Here is a 16,471-nt window from a genome sequence, read left to right on the forward strand (position 1 = left end):
ATTTCGTGGACGTGCAACAATTTGATTTTGATTTGCCGGAGCATTTGATTGCCCAGCACCCGTTAGAAGACCGAACATCATCGAGATTGCTCGTATTAGAGAAACAAACAGGTAATATCGTTCATCAGCAATTTACCAATTTAATCGATCACCTCCAGGCAGGGGATGTACTCGTCATGAATGACAGCCGCGTTTTACCTGCCAGATTGATTGGAGAAAAGGCGGAGACTGGTGCAAAAATAGAAATCCTTTTGTTGAAATCACTGGGGGATGATCGCTGGGAGACGCTGGTGAAGCCCGGGAAGCGGATGAAGCCGGGGGCAGAAGTGGTTTTTGGTAACGGTCTATTGCGTTGTGTATGTGAAGACGTGACAGAGACGGGTGGACGAATCGTGCGCTTTTTGTACGAGGGAATCTTTTATGAGATTCTCGACCAATTAGGCTCGATGCCTTTGCCTCCGTATATTCACGCACAACTGGAGGACAGTGAGCGTTACCAGACAGTCTATGCGAAGGAGCGCGGCTCGGCAGCAGCTCCGACAGCCGGTCTCCATTTCACGAAGCCGTACTTGGAGCAAATTGCTGCCAAAGGCGTACAGCTTGCTTACGTGACCCTGCATGTGGGACTTGGGACTTTTCGCCCTGTATCAGCCGATTCCGTGGAAGAGCATGTCATGCACGCGGAGTACTATGAGATTCCCGAGGAAACAGTAAAGCTGGTGAATCAGGCAAAAGCAGAAGGTAGAAGAGTAATCGCTGTCGGGACGACATCATGCCGCACATTGGAGACAGTAGGGCGCGCGAATGGAGGAAAGCTGGTAGTAACCTCTGGTTGGACGGATATTTTCATTTATCCGGGCTACACGTTTTCCATTCTGGACGGGCTCCTGACGAATTTCCACTTGCCGAAGTCTACGCTGGTTATGTTAGTGAGTGCTTTGGCTGGAAAAGAGAATGTGATGCGTGCCTACAAAACGGCTGTGGAAGAGGAGTATCGCTTTTTCAGTTTTGGCGATGCGATGTTCATTTTATAAAAATGTGAACAACCCACCTGTATAAGTGTATACTTATTAGTCAGGTGGGTTTACTTCATCCAGAAGTTTTTCTATAATAGGTAAGACTTACATACATAGCTTGAGGAGTGCAAAGATTTGGCTGTACGCTACGAGTTAATCAAAACATGCAAGCAAACTGGTGCACGTCTCGGTAAGCTACATACCCCTCATGGGACGATTGACACCCCTGTCTTTATGCCTGTCGGTACACAAGCGACAGTAAAGACGATGAGCCCCGAGGAGTTAAAAGCACTTGGCGCGGGCATCATCCTCAGTAATACGTACCATTTGTTTCTTCGTCCAGGGCATGAAATTGTTCGCGAGGCGGGTGGATTGCACGGCTTCATGAATTGGGACCGTGCCATTCTGACTGATTCCGGCGGTTTTCAAGTATTTAGCCTTAGTAACCTCCGTAAGATCACGGAGGAAGGAGTATCCTTCCGTTCTCACCTAAACGGAGAAAAGCTGTTTATTGGTCCTGAAGAGGCTACGCAGATTCAAAATGCGTTGGGTGCCGATATTTTCATGGCATTCGATGAGTGTGCTCCGTATCCTGCGGAGTACGATTACGTAAAAAAATCAATGGAGCGAACAACCCGCTGGGCAGAGCGTTGCCTGAAGGCACATACTCGTCCAAACGAACAAGCTTTGTTTGGAATCGTTCAGGGTGGCATGTTCAACGATTTGCGCGCACAAAGTGCACGCGATCTCGTTTCCATGGATTTCCCAGGATACGCGATCGGCGGTTTGAGTGTGGGAGAACCATTTCCTTTGATGTATGAAGTGCTGGAGCACACCGTTCCACTGCTTCCGACAAGCAAAGCCCGCTATTTGATGGGGGTTGGTTCACCAGATGCGCTTATCGACGGAGCGATCCGCGGCATCGACATGTTTGATTGTGTGTTGCCGACAAGAATTGCCCGCAATGGGACATGCATGACAAGCCAGGGAAGACTGGTCATCCGCAATGCAAAATACGCGCGCGACTTTACCCCGCTTGATCCAAATTGCGATTGCTACACCTGCAAAAATTACACACGTGCTTACATCCGACACCTGGTCAAGTCGGAGGAAACTTTTGGCATCCGATTAACTACCTACCACAACTTGCACTTCTTGGTGAAGTTAATGGAACAGGTGCGTCAGGCGATTGCCGAAGACCGCTTGCAAGATTTCCGCGACCAGTTTTTCGCTCAATATGGATTGGGTGAAGATAGATCTTTTTAATCGAGGGGGATTTTTTTCATGGATGGCTTGACTCAGTTTTTACCGATTATCATCATGTTTGCGATTTTTTACTTCTTGCTGATTCGTCCGCAACAAAAGAAGGCAAAACAACGCAACGCTATGCTTGGTGCTCTGAAAAAAGGCGACAAGATCGTAACAATCGGTGGAGTGCATGGAACGATCCAAGACCTGTCTGACGATACTATCACTTTACGTATTGCTCATAACGTGAACGTTACGTTCGATCGTGGTGCGATCAACAGCGTAGTTTCTTCCAGCAACGAACCTGCAAAGAGTGAACCAGCGAAGAGCGAAGAAGCAAAAGAAGAATCCAAATAATACATGCGAAAAGCAGGTGGGTGATCCACCTGCTTTTTTCTGTCTTGTTTTAGCGGCGAGGCTTGATAACTTTAGGTTTACCGCTTTTATGCTTGTTGTTGGAATTGGCCGAATTCACGCCGAGAATCCCACCTAACGCAGCCACTCCGAAAGCGCCGAACAAGAACAGGAAGGTCCCCCATTGCATCGGGGCGTCAAAGCCGAGGAAACCGATCAAGAGGATGAAAAGGAAGTAAGTGAGTCCGGTAAGTCCGCCGTAGTACCAGCCCCTGCCGCCGCAACGACGTCCAGTAACGAATCCCCCGATCAAGAGGGCGATGGCATTGATCACGTACGTAAAATAGGGCAGCGTGCCTTCCCGTAACGAGGTGAAGCTAAGGAGCAAGGTCGCGAGCAACGCTCCAACTAAAACAAGACATGTCGTATACAATAGACCTGTCAGTACAGAGGTAGATGCACTTCGCACGGTATGTACCCCCTTTATTGGAAGTGTTTGTACATCTATATGAGAGGCTTGGCTCACGTATTCATCTTCGCGTTGAACATTGATAGGAATTTTCGTATGATGGATGGGGAACGAGACGGGGGTGAGGAAGATTGATCAAAACGTACTTTTATAATCACTCTGAACAGAAGATGTTTCACGACGTTGATCTGGCAACGAAAGATCAATGGCTGAAATCACCAGAGGATCTACTCTGGATCGATCTGTATGATGTGGGAAACAATGAACTGCCCTATATTGCCAAGATTTTCGACTTTCACCCGCTGGCAATTGAGGACTGCCTGCACGTCAGTCCACGTGCCAAGGTAGACAAGTACGATGACTACTATTTCTTCGTTTTTCACGCCCTGCGTTACAATGAAGAAAGTGATGACGAGATCACAACGGTAGAACTGAACGTTTTTCTCGGCCCTAACTACATCGTGACGATCCACAAGTCCCCGATGAATACCATCGGTCGGATCGCTGCCATGTGTCACCGCAACATTTCTTACTTGAACAGAGGTCCTGACTATTTGCTGTATGCCATTGTAGACGGGATTACCGATGAATATTTTCCCATTATTGATCGGATTAGTGTGCGGATTGACGAGCTGGAGGACGAGATTTATGAGCATCAGATGGAGGAAATTACCGAAGAGTTCTTGGCGTTGAAGCGAACGATTATTTTAATCAGGCGTGTGATCATGCCGCAAAAAAGAATTTTCGCGAATGTCAATGGCCGTTACTCCTTCGATATTTCCGAGGAAAACGTTCCGTTCTACACCGACCTAACAGACCACTTGGAGCGGATTTCCGATTCAACGGAAACCTTCCGTGATCTGGTAAACGGTGCGTTGGATACGTACTATACCATCATTAGCGCCAAAACAACGGAGACGATGCGGGTTCTTACGATCATCTCCACGATCATCCTTCCGTTGACATTTATCACCGGACTATTCGGGATGAATACTTTCGCATGGCTGGGTGAAGAAGCAGAACCGTATATGCTGATCGTGGCACTCGTGATTATGCTAGCCATGACGTTTGCCATGCTTCACATTTTCCGCAAGCGAAAGTGGCTGTAATTGGTGCTAATACTTTCCCTGCCCCCTGTTGAACACTAGTATCAAATGTTCTTGGGGGGCAGCGTAAGTGGATAATCTTACAATGGTGTTACTTCGCACCCTTTTCTCGTATTTTTTCCTCCTGATCTTAGTGCGGTTGATGGGAAAACGGGAATTGGGAAAGCTGTCCGTTTTTGATGTGGTCATTTCGATTATGCTTGCAGAAATGGCTGCACTGGCGATTGAGGATGTCGATAAGCCTGCCCTTCGGTTTTATTTGCCGATGCTGTTGATTGCCTTATTGGAAGTCGCCTTCGCTTATCTGTCATTAAAGAGCAAGAAATTCCGCGATACAGTGGACGGCTCTGCCGATTTGATTATAGAAAATGGGCAAATCAGGGAGCAGGCGATGCGTCGCAATCGCTTGAACATGGATGATTTGATGGTACATCTGCGGCAAAAAGACGTAAAAAACATTGCCGATGTTGAATTTGCGTTGTTGGAGCCAACTGGACAGATGAGTGTGTTTTTAAAGGAGCAAAAAGAAAAGATTACGAGGGAAGATTTATCGTTGATGAAGAAGCCACAAGTCGGTCCTATCTCGTACAAAGGTCTGCCCATCCCACTGATTCTCGATGGCAAGGTGAGGACGGAGGCATTGAACAAGATCGGACAAAACCAGCTGTGGCTGAAACGAGAAATCCGGAAATATGGAATCAAAGACATTCGAGATGTCTCTTTTTGCAGCATTGACGAACGTGGCATCATGTATTTGGACAAAAAAGACAAGCCGCTGCAATAAGCGCTAGCGGCGAGGGAAGAACACGGCGAGTTGTTCGCCGATCCACGGAATGCGACGCACGTCTTGTTTGCCCAAGACACGCATGGCGACGAGCAGGACAAAGTACAGCAAGGTGCTAATGAAGGTGCTTGCAGTCAATAGCTGACCAATGGATACGTCCATAAACCAGTGCTTGGCAATATAGGAACCAGAATAACCCATGAGAAGCATGGCGACCGCGATTTTGCCGAATTCACGAAGGTCGATCGTAAACCCGATTTTTTTGATCAGGCTGGCAAAATGCAGTAATGTCCCAAGTGTAATGCCGATATTAAGAGCAACGACAGCGCCGTGAATGCCGAATGCTGGATGTGCCGTGAAAAAAAACATGGCGACAGTTTTGACGATGGCACTGATCAGTGTATTTCGAAAGACGACCTGAGCGTAATCGAGGCCTTGCAAGGCGGCTGCAAGCGGTGCTTGGAAAAACAGGAAGACGGAGAACGGTGCCAGCTCTTTTAGCAGTACGCCAACCTCCCGATACTCATTGCCGTAGAGCAGGACACATAAAGGTTCTGCAAAAATGGTGAGCAAGACGGTACAAGGTGCTCCTATGACGAGTGTAATCCGCATGGCTTGATAAATGCGGCGATGCACGAGTGGAGCATTTTTTTGATAGGCCGCTTCCGCCACGGCAGGAACGAGGGAAACGGACAAGGAATACGTTAAAAAAGTGGGAAAAAGCAACAAAGGAACGGCCATTCCGGCAAACTGTCCGTACAAACCAGTTGCAGTCGAGGTGGTAAAGCCTGCGATGACGAGCGCATACGGTACGAGCATCGGCTCTAGTACGTAAGCGATGGAGCCGATGATACGGCTTAGCGTGACAGGGAGTGCGACATGGATGAGTTGCGACAAGCTCTTTTTGCTTGCTGAAACCGTCATGAGAAGGGGCTTATCCAGAAGCTGAGCTGCTGCTTTTTTGCTGCCTTTACGATACTGCCAGAGAATGTACAAGAGTCCGGCGGCTTCTCCAAAAATAATGCTGGCGACAGCCCCTGCTGTGGCGTACTCAATGCCTGCCGATAGAAACGACATCGTCATGACAACGACCAGTGCCATTCGGACGACTTGCTCCACAAGTTGAGAGACGGCAGTAGGGATCATGTTTTGCTTGCCTTGGAAGTATCCTCGCAGGACAAGAGAAATGCCGGAAATCGGGATGACCGGGATGGCTGCAAGCAGAACAATGTGTGCACGAGGGTCCGCGAATAGCATTCCGGATATCCATTGAGCGAACAAGAGGAGCAGGACACAGATGAAGAGGCTAATCCCGCCTGTGACCGACAAGGCTAGTAACAGAAATCGGCGAGTCAGCCGCGGATTATTAGCTGCTTCCGTCTCTGCCACTTGCTTTGCAATGGCAACTGGAAGTCCGAATGTCGTCACAGTAATCAGAAAGTATAAAAGGGGCACAACCATTTGATAAAGCCCCATCCCTTCCGCTCCGATAATGCGCGACAACACGATCCTGTGAGCAAAACCAAACACTTTGGTGATGCCACCAGCAATAATGAGGATGACCGTTCCGTAAAAGAAGGATTGTTTCATGGAAGGCTCCTTTGCAAGGATAAATTCACTCAGTAAAGAATATGGACGTGCCGCTGTCGGCATGACTACTTTGAGGGGGAAATTGGGATGGACCAAGCGCAAAAACAGGAATGGTATGGACAAGTCGCAAGTCTTTGTGTAAGCAAGGCAGAGGAATTTGCTCTTTTGGGGTACGACAACGTGGCACCTGAAGACGTTTGGGAATGCGTCACGAACAGCTATAAAGAAATGCCACCGATACACCAGCTTGTCAACGACATTTTGTCCTTGAAGCCTAACAAGTATATGAATTACCTCATGATTCAAATGTATAAAAATTCGTAGCGATTTTATAGAAACTTCCGGGCGCCCTCTTCGTATACGTACATGTCGCGAAAAACGCAAGGGGTTGGTTACCATGGTTCACTTTTCCAGCAATAATTGACACGTTTTTTTGTACTTCGTTATAATGGGCATATTGGTTTCTCGTCTAGGACGGGACCCTGTTAGGAAAGAGGGGTATTACTACTATGATTAAATGGGGAAGATTCCTCCTGTTTCTGGTCGTTGTAGGGCTTTTGGCTACGCTTATAACAACTACGACCAAGCAGGTGGCAGGAAACATCACACTCGGTCTGGACCTGCAGGGCGGGTTTGAGATTCTGTATGAGGTAGAGCCTCTCGAGGCTGGGCACAAAGTTGATATTGAACTTTTGAAATCAACAGCACACATGATTGAAAAGCGGATTAACATCGGTGGCGTGGCTGAGCCAGTCACCACTACTGAATTGCCAAACCGGATTCGTGTTCAAATCGCATCACAAACAGCGGATCAGGACAAGCTTCGCGACTTGATCGGAAAGCCTGCACATCTGACATTCCGTGATGAAAAGGGCAAGATTATGTTGCAAGGAAGTGACTTGGCTCCAAACGGGGCAGCAGTTGGTTATGACGAGCTGAAACGCCCGCTTGTTACCCTGAAATTCTCTGAGCCGAAGAAGCTAGAAGATGTCACACGTGCAAACCTGCACAAGCCAATGGCGATCTATTTGGATGAGACGATGCAAACCAATCCGACCATTCAATCGGTTATTACTGGTGGTAGCGCGCAAATTACTGGAAATTACACACAGGAAACGGCACAGGAATTGGCTGATCTGCTGAATTCCGGTGCGATGCCAGCCAAACTGGTTGAGAAGCAAGTAACCTCTGTGGGTGCTTCCTTGGGAACTCTGGCTCTGGAGAAAACCTTGTATGCAGGGTATATCGGAGCTGCGCTGATCTTTATTTTCATGATAGTTGTTTACCGTATGCCAGGTATGATTGCGAACATTACCTTGGCTGGGTTTACCTATTTTTGTATGGTCGTACTCGACTGGATGAATGCGACGCTGACGCTGCCAGGTATTGCTGGATTTATTTTGGCCGTGGGGATTGCCGTGGATGCTAACATCATTACATATGAGCGCATCCAGGAAGAAATTCGTTCTGGTAAGACAGTCCTCTCTGCCTTCCGTGCAGGTGAACGCCGTTCCTTGGTTACGATTATCGATGCTCACGTGACGACACTGATTGCAACGGGCGTACTGTTCTTTTTCGGGACGAGCTCCGTACAAGGCTTCGCTGTTGTATTGGCAATGACGATTATCGTAAGTATTATTACCAACGTGTTTGGGTCTCGCTTCCTCCTTTGGCTGGTTGTCCGTTCCAACATGTTTAAAAAGCCGTTCTGGTTCGGGGTAAAGGAGAGTGAGATCCGTGAGCTATGATAAAGACCATACTGTAGTCAGATTCGACATCGTGAAAAATCGCAAGAAGTTTTTCATTGCTTCCTCTGTGATTATTATCATCGGCCTTCTGTTTACGCTATTTCAAGGGCTTCACCTCGGCGTTGACTTCAAGGCAGGAACTCGCTTGGATATGTTCATAGGAAAAGAATTCAATCCGACAGATTTAGAAGCAGTGATCAAGAAAGAGGTTCCTAATGTGAATTTCAGCAAGGTCACTCCGTATGGTAAAAATCAGGCTTATACACGTTTTGACCAAACCATTTCATCTGACACACTGATGAAAGTGGAAATGGCTCTCAAAGCAAAATATGGTGAGCAGGTCTCGAAGCAGGTTTCGTCGGTTGATCCGAGTATTGCGCAAGAGATGGTGAAAAAAGCAGGGATTGCCGTTGCGATTGCTGCTGTGGGAATTGCCATCTACATCGCGATCCGCTTCCAATGGCTGTTCGGTATTGCATGTGTCGTGGGGCTTGCGCATGACGTGTTTATTCCGATTGCGTTGTTCTCTATCCTCGGGTTGGAGGTAGACATTACCTTTATCGCCGCGCTTCTGACGATCCTGGGTTACTCGATTAACGATAAAATCGTTATTTTTGACCGGATTCGGGAGAACTTGAGAACGATGAAATCCAAGACAATTCCTGAACTGGAACATCTGGTGAACGTGTCACTGTGGCAAACCATGCGCCGTTCTGTATACACGGTAGCGACTGTATTCTTCACAGCTCTTGCACTTGCTGTTTTGGGAAGCGAGAGCATTCAAAACTTCTCCTTGGCCCTTCTGTTCGGTCTGGTGAGTGGTACGTATTCCTCTATTTTTATTGCAGCCCAAGTATGGGTGAATTTGAAAGAACGGAATATGAAAAAGAAAAAAGAAGTAGTGTAAAGGTGGACGAAACCGCAGGTGAACCCTGCGGTTTTTCTATTCTCTGTTTCTGTATTTGCCGCAGTTTGAAGCCACATGAGAGTTTTGCAAAAAACGGCATGTTTTATGCAGTTGTCAGCTTCCTGCTCCATCCTCTATAATGAATGAGGATTGGAGGAAAGCCCATGCTGAAAGCGAAAACACGCTGGAAACTGGCCACCTATGATGAGCAGCTAGCTGCTAGTATTGCCGCAGATTGCCAGCTTACTCCGCTCGTATCCAAGCTACTGGTGATACGTGGCATTGACACATCACAAAAGGCTCGTGACTTTTTGCAAGCCGGTCCAGAATTGTTTCATGACCCTTTCTTGCTGGATGGAATGGAACAAAGCGTGCATCGTATTCAACAAGCCATTCAAAGGCAAGAACCGATTTGCATATACGGCGATTACGACGCCGATGGGGTTAGCTCCACATCGCTAATGGTACATCTACTGCGCCAACTCGGCGCTGTTTTTGACTACTACATTCCCAACCGTTTTACAGAAGGGTATGGGTTACATAAAGACGCATTGGCGCATCTGCATCATAGCGGCTATAAGCTGATCATCACTGTCGATACAGGGATCAGTGCAGTGGAGCAGGTAGCGTACGCGAACCAGTTGGGTCTTGACGTCATTGTAACCGACCATCACGAACCTCCGGCAATCATCCCGGAGGCATTTGCTGTGATTAACCCCAAGAAGCCCGGCTGTTCGTACCCGTTTGATATGTTGGCGGGAGTGGGGGTCGCCTTTAAAGTGGGGCATGCCTTGCTGAAAGAACCGCCACTGCATTTGGCTGATTTGGCTGCATTGGGGACGATAGCGGATCTGGTGCCGTTGGTAGATGAAAATCGCATTCTTGCTCGAGCGGGATTAAAGCGCTTAAATCATACAAGGAACCTTGGTCTGCAAGCCTTAATCCGAGTTTGTGGGTTAGCGGATACCGAGCTGTCTGCGGGACATGTAGGCTTTGCGCTAGGACCGCGTCTGAATGCGAGTGGAAGGCTGGAGACGGCTGAATCCGCTGTGAAATTGCTGACGACTTCGGATATGGACGAAGCAGAGAAATGTGCCCAGGCGCTGGACGACTTAAACCGCGAACGTCAGGAAATCGTCGCAGCGATGACTGAGGAAGCTGTACAGATGGTGAATGAGCTGTATCCACCAGACCAGAACAATGTTCTCGTTCTGGCAAAAGAAGGCTGGAACGTGGGCGTGGTAGGGATCGTAGCTTCCCGATTGGTCGAGCTTTTTTACCGTCCAACGATTGTTCTTGGCATTGATCCGGAAAAAGGAACGGCAAAAGGTTCGGCAAGAAGCATTGCAGGTTTTGATATGTATGAAGGTCTGACTGCTTGCAAGGAATGGCTACCGCACTATGGCGGTCATACAATGGCAGCGGGGATGACCTTGCCTGTAGAAAATCTCGACTTATTACGCCAAAAATTAAACGAGCTCGCTGGAGAGTGGTTGTCCGCTGAAGACTTCACGCCGATGACCAAAGTGGACGTTGCGATGAGCATGGAAGAGATCAGCTTGACGGCAGCGGAGCAACTTGAACAGCTCGCCCCATATGGAATGGGGAATCCAACACCACTTGTTTTATTAGAAGAAGTAGAAACACAAGGGATGCGCACCATTGGGCGAGATGACAATCATTTGAAGTGTACATTGAACAAAGCGGGAACCTCTTTGGATGCAATTGGCTTCAACTGGGCACATGTAACAAAGAGAGTAACGCCCAAGGCACGTTTTCACGTATTGGGAGAATTGTCTGTAAACGAATGGAACGGAAATCGAAAGCCTCAACTGACGATCCGTGATTTGTCTGTTGGACACCAGCAAGTGTTTGACTGGCGAGGCAGTCGTGACAAGATAGAGAAATGGCAGCAAGTGATGGTGGAGTCAAATTCGGTGACTATTCTGTTTCGCGAGGATAGCTATGAGCCATTGGCAGCGAAAGCGACAAGCGATCAGGTGAATTCCTTGTTTGTGGTTGGTCGAGAGGGGACGAACATCACAGCCTCTTCCAACGTGATTTTGTATGATTTGCCGAAGCATCGTTCCGAATTGGAAGTGGTTCGAGTCTTGCTCAAACAAGCGGAGCGTATATACTGTTTGTTTGGTGATCCGGATTTGGGAATGGAGCGGCTTTCCTGTCCGGGCCGGGATCATTTTAAACAGTTGTACCAGTTTTTCGTCCAGGTGCCAACTGTTAAAAAAATCCATATGGATGCATTGGCCAAAAAGCTGCAATGGAAAAGAAATCTATTAGACGGCATGATCGCCATCTTTATGGAGCTGGAGTTTTTAGTAGAGGAGGCCGAGCAGTACACGTTGCAGACCAACACTGCGAAAAGGCCGCTCGAGAGCTCTATGCTCTATGCGAATTGGAAAGAAGAGGCACAGCTTGCTACGGATTTATTGCTTTCTTCTTCTGATGCAATGATTCAAGCGCTTCATCAATTGGTGGAACCAACCACCGTTTAGGAGGAATTTTTCATGGATTTTAAACAATACATTCGTGTTATCCCAGATTTTCCACAGCCAGGTATTCGTTTCAAGGACATCACTACTCTGTTGAAAGATGGCCCTGCTTACAAAGCTGCGATTCAAGACTTGGCTGTCTTCGCTCGTGAAGTACAAGCAGACGTGATTGCGGGTCCAGAAGCACGTGGATTCGTAGTAGGTGCTCCATTGTCGTACGAAATGGGAATTGGCTTTGTGCCGATCCGCAAATCTGGCAAGCTGCCATATGAATCCATCAAGGCAGATTACGACCTGGAGTATGGAAAAGATGCACTGGCTGTACACGTAGATGCTATCCAACCAGGTCAGCGTGTTCTGATTGCAGACGATTTGCTGGCGACTGGTGGAACCATTGAGACAACAATCAATTTGATTGAGCAACTTGGAGGAAAAGTAGTAGGAGCTGCCTTCTTCATCGAACTGTCCTACTTGGATGGACGTAGCAAAATTGGTGAAATTCCTATCAAATCGCTCGTTCAATATTAATTGATGCAACAAGGAAAAACGGGTGAAATGCCCGTTTTTTTCTTTTTTCTGCGGCTGTACATACTTTACAGGGGAATTCAGCTTTACAAGACGAACGACATACAAGATAATAGTATGAAATAGACAGACATGATACGTGCAAGTAAGCCTTCGCCTGCGCCAAAAGGCTTGGCAAAGCCCAAGTTTTCTAGACGTATAGGAAAGTTCAAGTGCTTCACAGTGCATAATGCGTCCAGGCTTAAACTTTCCGGAGCGCATCACGAAGTGCCTCAGCGTCTGCTTCCGGCAATACTTCGGTGAAACTTTCCGCTATAATGCGGTCGCTCCTCCGTGAGAAGGCCTCGATTGAGGTTATTTTACTGAGAGGATAAGGGAAGGAAACTATGATTACCGGCATTGATGAGATAGTAAAAAAAGCAAGCACCTATTTATCACAATCGGATATGGACCTGATTACGCGTGCCTATCAGCTTGCCGAAAAAGCGCATGAAGGGCAAATACGCAAATCAGGTGTTCCTTACATTATGCACCCAATCGCCGTGGCTGGTATTCTCGCAAACCTGCACATGGATGCCGTTACGATTGCGGCTGGATTTTTGCATGATGTCGTGGAAGATACTGAGATTACGCTTGATCATCTCCGTGAGCAGTTCGGACCGGATGTAGCTCTCCTGGTAGACGGAGTGACCAAGCTGGAAAAAATTAAATACAAGTCCAAAGAAGAGCAGCTCGCCGAAAACCACCGCAAGATGCTGGTTGCCATGGCACAGGACATCCGCGTCATCATGATCAAGCTGGCAGACCGTCTGCACAACATGAGGACACTTCGGCATATGTCGGAGGAGAAGCAACGCGAGATTTCCGATGAAACGCTGGAAATCTTTGCGCCACTTGCCCATCGCTTGGGGATTGCTTCCGTTAAATGGGAACTGGAAGATACGGCGCTTCGGTATTTGAATCCGCAACAGTATTATCGGATTGTAAATTTGATGCAAAAGAAACGGGTGGAGCGCGAAGCCTATCTGAATGAAGCATCAGATACGATCAGAGAAAAGCTGGGCGAGTTAAATATCGAGGCAGAAATTTCGGGACGTCCGAAGCATATCTACAGCATCTTTAAAAAGATGACAAGGCAAAACAAGCAGTTCAATGAGATTTATGACCTGCTAGCATTGCGTATCATCGTGAATGACATCCGCGACTGTTATGCGGTTCTCGGTATCGTGCACACCTTGTGGAAGCCGATGCCAGGCAGATTTAAAGATTACATTGCCATGCCAAAGACGAACATGTACCAATCTCTTCATACGACAGTGATTGGGCCAAAAGGTGAGCCATTGGAAGTGCAAATCCGTACATGGGATATGCACCAGACAGCTGAGATCGGGATCGCGGCTCACTGGGCGTACAAGGAAGGCAAAAGCATCGTGCAAGGCTCGTTTGCAGAGAAGCTGGGCAGTCTGCGGGAGATTATCGAAGGCGGATCGGAAGAGGCTCCAAATGCGCAAGAGTTCATGGAAAGTCTCAAGCAGGATCTTTTCTCCGATACGGTTTTCGTCTTCACACCAAAAGGCGATGTAGTCGAGCTGCCAAAAGGCTCTGTTCCGTTGGACTTCTCCTACCGGATTCACTCTGCCGTAGGAAACAGAACAATTGGCGCCAAAGTGAACGGCAAGATCGTACCGCTCGACTATGCGATGAAAACAGGCGATATCGTCGAAATCCTGACCTCCAAGCATTCGTATGGTCCTAGTCAGGACTGGCTAAAAATGGCTAAATCCGCGCATGCTCGCAATAAAATTAAACAGTGGTTTAAAAAAGAGAAGCGGGAAGAGAACGTCGCCAAAGGTCAGCAGATGGTGGAAGCGGAGATCAAGTCGCGCAGCTTTGATGTAAAAGAAGCGATGACGGAAACAAACCTGAAGGAAGCGGCAGCCCGGTTTAATTTCCAAGGGGCTGAAGACATGTTTGCCGCAGTCGGCTATGGCGGCATCACGGCTTCGCAAATTGCGACTCGTCTTCTAGACAAACTCCGTCGGGAGCGCGAAGAACAAAACCCGACCATTCCTGAGGTCAAACCCAATCCAGCAAATCGTTCTGCCAAGAGTGAGTCTGGCGTCAAAGTTCGTGGCTTGGATAATTTGCTCGTCCGTATTTCTCGTTGTTGTACACCTGTCCCAGGCGACCAGATTATCGGCTTCATTACAAGAGGTCGTGGGGTATCGGTGCATCGATTGGATTGTCCGAACGTACTGACGGACGAATGTACAGAGCGTCTGATTGATGTCGAATGGGATACCGATTTCAAACATAATTTCCATGTAGAGATCGAGATCACGGGCAATGATCGGAGCGGATTGTTAAACGATGTATTACAGGTTGTAGCAGAGACAAAGACGAACATTGCGGCTGTCAGTGGCAAGTCCGATAAAAATCGAGTAGCAACGATTCATATGACCATCTCGATTAGCAATGTGGATCATCTGTTGAAAGTAGTAGAGCGCATCAAGCGCATCAAAGATATTTACTCGGTTCGCCGGATACTGAGCACCTAATCCCTCGTGGATTGGGTGTTCTTGTTTACATAACAGAAAGGATGAGTCAGTGTGAGGATTGTCGTACAAAGAACGAGAGAAGCGAGTGTTACCGTAGCAGGTGAAGTCGTCGGACAAATTGATCACGGCTTAATGCTGCTGGTAGGAATTACGCATGAAGACACAGAAAAAGAAGTAGAATTTGTCGCAGACAAAATTGCGAACTTGCGCATTTTTGAAGACGAGGAAGGCAAAATGAACTTCTCTGTATTAGATAAGGGTGGTCAAATTTTGTCCGTATCCCAATTTACGCTGTATGGCGATTGCAGAAAGGGCAGACGACCGAACTTCATGGCTGCCGCACGACCAGAGCAAGCTGAACCGCTGTACGAGCTGTTTAATGCCAAGCTGCGTGAAAAAGGGCTCCAGGTGGAAACAGGACGTTTTGGCGCAATGATGGACGTACGTCTGTTAAATGATGGTCCTGTTACACTGATTGTGGAATCGTAATTACAACCATCAAGGGGGATGGAAACATGGCGCAAGAAGCATTGGTAATAGGTGCGAGTGGCATGCTTACAGAGGTCTCCCGCTGGCTGGCTCGCCAAGGTTATGAAGTAACCGTGCTTGGTCGTGATCCAGTCAAATTAAGAAGTGTCAGAGACGGTTCAACTCATCCAGAGTCGATTCATTTGCTATCGCAAGACTACCACCAGAAAGACAGCTTGCGTCAGGCTATCGCCGATCTCGTAGAGAAGAGAGGGCCGATGGATGTGGTTGTCGCGTGGATTCATTCGACTGCGCCGCATGCACTGCCTGTGATCGTAGAAGAACTGTCGCGTCCTGAGAAGTGCTGGCAATTGCTGCATGTGTGTGGGAGCGCTGCTTGGAAAAATCCAATGACAGAGCCTACATCAGAATACTGTATGTACCGACGGGTCATCCTCGGTTTTACATGTGCAGGTGAGCATGCACGCTGGCTGACAAATGATGAAATCGCAGCTGGGGTGATTGACGCTTTGCAAGCAAAAGAACGGCAAGTCATCGTCGGTCAGGTCGAGCCGTGGGAAAAACGCCCGGTGTATTCATCCATATAGCGAAGTCAACAACAAAAAACGATTGCCGAATGCAATCGTTTTTGTCGTTTCAGTACTGATTCGGGTCAGTGAATGAAATTGGTTGAAGGGAGAATCAGATTTTTGCCGATCAGGTTTGCGGAAATCGGCTTTTTCCCGATTTCTCGTGCCCAAATCGATAGCTGTCCGACATGGTGGATTTCATGAGCGATCATGTGTCGCATAATTTCACCCCATGTGTATGTAGCGATGCTGCCGTCTGGCTTCGTATCCTGAAAGGCTCTTGTTTCCATACTTTCATCCCAATTGCGCAAAAATTGAAGCACATCCGGGCGAAAAGTCGCCTCCAGCTCACGAACCTTTTCCAACCGGTTGTGAAGATCGAAGCTTTCTTGAAAATCTGGCCTTCCTAGCATGACTTGAATCCAGCTCCACTCTACATCAATAACATGGAACAATGTGTGCAAAATACCCCCGACACCCCCGATGCGCGGACGAAGCAATTCTTCCATCGGAACATCCTCACGCCATTTCAGCCATTCTTCACGAACCATCCAATTGTACTCAAACATGGTTTTAATAGAAATCACTCCATTTTCAA

Annotated in this window: 16 protein-coding genes; 13 read left to right on the plus strand and 3 right to left on the minus strand. The window is 47.8% G+C overall.

Features of this window, described 5'->3' with window-relative positions:
* Nucleotides 1-5: 5 nt before the first annotated feature.
* The 3 genes from queA to yajC all read left to right on the plus strand — a co-directional run bounded on the left by queA (nucleotide 6) and on the right by yajC (nucleotide 2,621).
* Nucleotides 6-1,034: a tRNA preQ1(34) S-adenosylmethionine ribosyltransferase-isomerase QueA gene (gene queA / locus HPY28_RS10420; RefSeq protein ID WP_174230533.1), complete on the plus strand. Its 1,029-nt coding sequence runs from the start codon at nucleotides 6-8 to the stop codon at nucleotides 1,032-1,034.
* Between the two features lie 117 nt (nucleotides 1,035-1,151).
* The gene (gene tgt, locus HPY28_RS10425; RefSeq protein ID WP_007717557.1) at nucleotides 1,152-2,282 is read left to right on the plus strand and encodes a tRNA guanosine(34) transglycosylase Tgt; all 1,131 of its coding nucleotides are present in this window, start codon (nucleotides 1,152-1,154) and stop codon (nucleotides 2,280-2,282) included.
* Between the two features lie 18 nt (nucleotides 2,283-2,300).
* The gene (yajC, locus tag HPY28_RS10430; RefSeq protein WP_017247568.1) at nucleotides 2,301-2,621 is read left to right on the plus strand and encodes a preprotein translocase subunit YajC; all 321 of its coding nucleotides are present in this window, start codon (nucleotides 2,301-2,303) and stop codon (nucleotides 2,619-2,621) included.
* A 49-nt stretch (nucleotides 2,622-2,670) separates the two neighbouring features.
* Here yajC and HPY28_RS10435 read toward each other — a convergent pair whose 3' ends face one another.
* Complete coding sequence (locus HPY28_RS10435; RefSeq protein ID WP_017247569.1) at nucleotides 2,671-3,087, minus strand: TIGR04086 family membrane protein; 417 nt, start codon at nucleotides 3,085-3,087, stop codon at nucleotides 2,671-2,673.
* Between the two features lie 131 nt (nucleotides 3,088-3,218).
* Between HPY28_RS10435 and corA the strand changes: the two genes are divergently transcribed.
* Complete coding sequence (corA, locus tag HPY28_RS10440) at nucleotides 3,219-4,196, plus strand: magnesium/cobalt transporter CorA (protein ID WP_007717563.1); 978 nt, start codon at nucleotides 3,219-3,221, stop codon at nucleotides 4,194-4,196.
* A gap of 67 nt (nucleotides 4,197-4,263) precedes the next feature.
* Nucleotides 4,264-4,977, plus strand: a complete 714-nt coding sequence (locus HPY28_RS10445; RefSeq protein WP_017247571.1) for a DUF421 domain-containing protein — start codon at nucleotides 4,264-4,266, stop codon at nucleotides 4,975-4,977.
* Between the two features lie 3 nt (nucleotides 4,978-4,980).
* On the opposite strand, the gene spoVB is transcribed toward HPY28_RS10445, so the two are convergent.
* Nucleotides 4,981-6,567 (minus strand): stage V sporulation protein B, encoded by a 1,587-nt coding sequence (gene spoVB / locus HPY28_RS10450; RefSeq protein WP_017247572.1) that lies wholly within the window; start codon nucleotides 6,565-6,567, stop codon nucleotides 4,981-4,983.
* Nucleotides 6,568-6,654: 87 nt separating this feature from the next.
* Here spoVB and HPY28_RS10455 point away from each other — a divergent pair, with 87 nt between their 5' ends.
* The 8 genes from HPY28_RS10455 to HPY28_RS10490 all read left to right on the plus strand — a co-directional run bounded on the left by HPY28_RS10455 (nucleotide 6,655) and on the right by HPY28_RS10490 (nucleotide 15,891).
* Nucleotides 6,655-6,891 (plus strand): post-transcriptional regulator, encoded by a 237-nt coding sequence (locus HPY28_RS10455; RefSeq protein WP_017247573.1) that lies wholly within the window; start codon nucleotides 6,655-6,657, stop codon nucleotides 6,889-6,891.
* A 185-nt stretch (nucleotides 6,892-7,076) separates the two neighbouring features.
* Nucleotides 7,077-8,315 (plus strand): protein translocase subunit SecD, encoded by a 1,239-nt coding sequence (gene secD, locus HPY28_RS10460; RefSeq protein ID WP_174230534.1) that lies wholly within the window; start codon nucleotides 7,077-7,079, stop codon nucleotides 8,313-8,315.
* Nucleotides 8,305-9,222, plus strand: a complete 918-nt coding sequence (secF, locus tag HPY28_RS10465) for a protein translocase subunit SecF (RefSeq protein WP_083261699.1) — start codon at nucleotides 8,305-8,307, stop codon at nucleotides 9,220-9,222. The genes secD and secF overlap by 11 nt, the downstream gene beginning before the upstream one ends.
* A gap of 164 nt (nucleotides 9,223-9,386) precedes the next feature.
* Entirely contained in the window at nucleotides 9,387-11,735 is a 2,349-nt protein-coding gene (gene recJ, locus HPY28_RS10470) for a single-stranded-DNA-specific exonuclease RecJ (protein ID WP_173622462.1), read from the plus strand.
* A gap of 12 nt (nucleotides 11,736-11,747) precedes the next feature.
* Complete coding sequence (locus HPY28_RS10475; RefSeq protein WP_017247577.1) at nucleotides 11,748-12,260, plus strand: adenine phosphoribosyltransferase; 513 nt, start codon at nucleotides 11,748-11,750, stop codon at nucleotides 12,258-12,260.
* A gap of 383 nt (nucleotides 12,261-12,643) precedes the next feature.
* The gene (locus HPY28_RS10480; RefSeq protein WP_017247578.1) at nucleotides 12,644-14,815 is read left to right on the plus strand and encodes a RelA/SpoT family protein; all 2,172 of its coding nucleotides are present in this window, start codon (nucleotides 12,644-12,646) and stop codon (nucleotides 14,813-14,815) included.
* Between the two features lie 51 nt (nucleotides 14,816-14,866).
* Complete coding sequence (gene dtd, locus HPY28_RS10485) at nucleotides 14,867-15,304, plus strand: D-aminoacyl-tRNA deacylase (protein WP_017247579.1); 438 nt, start codon at nucleotides 14,867-14,869, stop codon at nucleotides 15,302-15,304.
* 26 nt (nucleotides 15,305-15,330) lie between these two features.
* A complete protein-coding gene (locus HPY28_RS10490; RefSeq protein ID WP_017247580.1) occupies nucleotides 15,331-15,891 on the plus strand; it encodes a short-chain dehydrogenase in 561 nt (186 codons plus the stop codon).
* A 65-nt stretch (nucleotides 15,892-15,956) separates the two neighbouring features.
* Here the strand turns inward: HPY28_RS10490 and HPY28_RS10495 are convergent, their stop codons facing one another.
* A complete protein-coding gene (locus tag HPY28_RS10495; RefSeq protein ID WP_174230598.1) occupies nucleotides 15,957-16,451 on the minus strand; it encodes a DinB family protein in 495 nt (164 codons plus the stop codon).
* Nucleotides 16,452-16,471: the final 20 nt, after the last annotated feature.

It is taken from the genome of Brevibacillus sp. HB1.2 (assembly GCF_013332495.1).
Classification (GTDB): Bacteria; Bacillota; Bacilli; order Brevibacillales; family Brevibacillaceae; genus Brevibacillus; species Brevibacillus porteri.

Coding starts and splice junctions, on each gene's coding strand:
- yajC (WP_017247568.1), top strand. CDS start 2,301: ATGGATGGCTTGACTCAGTTTTTACCGATTATCATCATGTTTGCGATT.
- spoVB (WP_017247572.1), bottom strand. CDS start 6,567: ATGAAACAATCCTTCTTTTACGGAACGGTCATCCTCATTATTGCTGGT.
- HPY28_RS10455 (WP_017247573.1), top strand. CDS start 6,655: ATGGACCAAGCGCAAAAACAGGAATGGTATGGACAAGTCGCAAGTCTT.
- secD (WP_174230534.1), top strand. CDS start 7,077: ATGATTAAATGGGGAAGATTCCTCCTGTTTCTGGTCGTTGTAGGGCTT.
- recJ (WP_173622462.1), top strand. CDS start 9,387: ATGCTGAAAGCGAAAACACGCTGGAAACTGGCCACCTATGATGAGCAG.
- HPY28_RS10475 (WP_017247577.1), top strand. CDS start 11,748: ATGGATTTTAAACAATACATTCGTGTTATCCCAGATTTTCCACAGCCA.
- HPY28_RS10480 (WP_017247578.1), top strand. CDS start 12,644: ATGATTACCGGCATTGATGAGATAGTAAAAAAAGCAAGCACCTATTTA.
- HPY28_RS10490 (WP_017247580.1), top strand. CDS start 15,331: ATGGCGCAAGAAGCATTGGTAATAGGTGCGAGTGGCATGCTTACAGAG.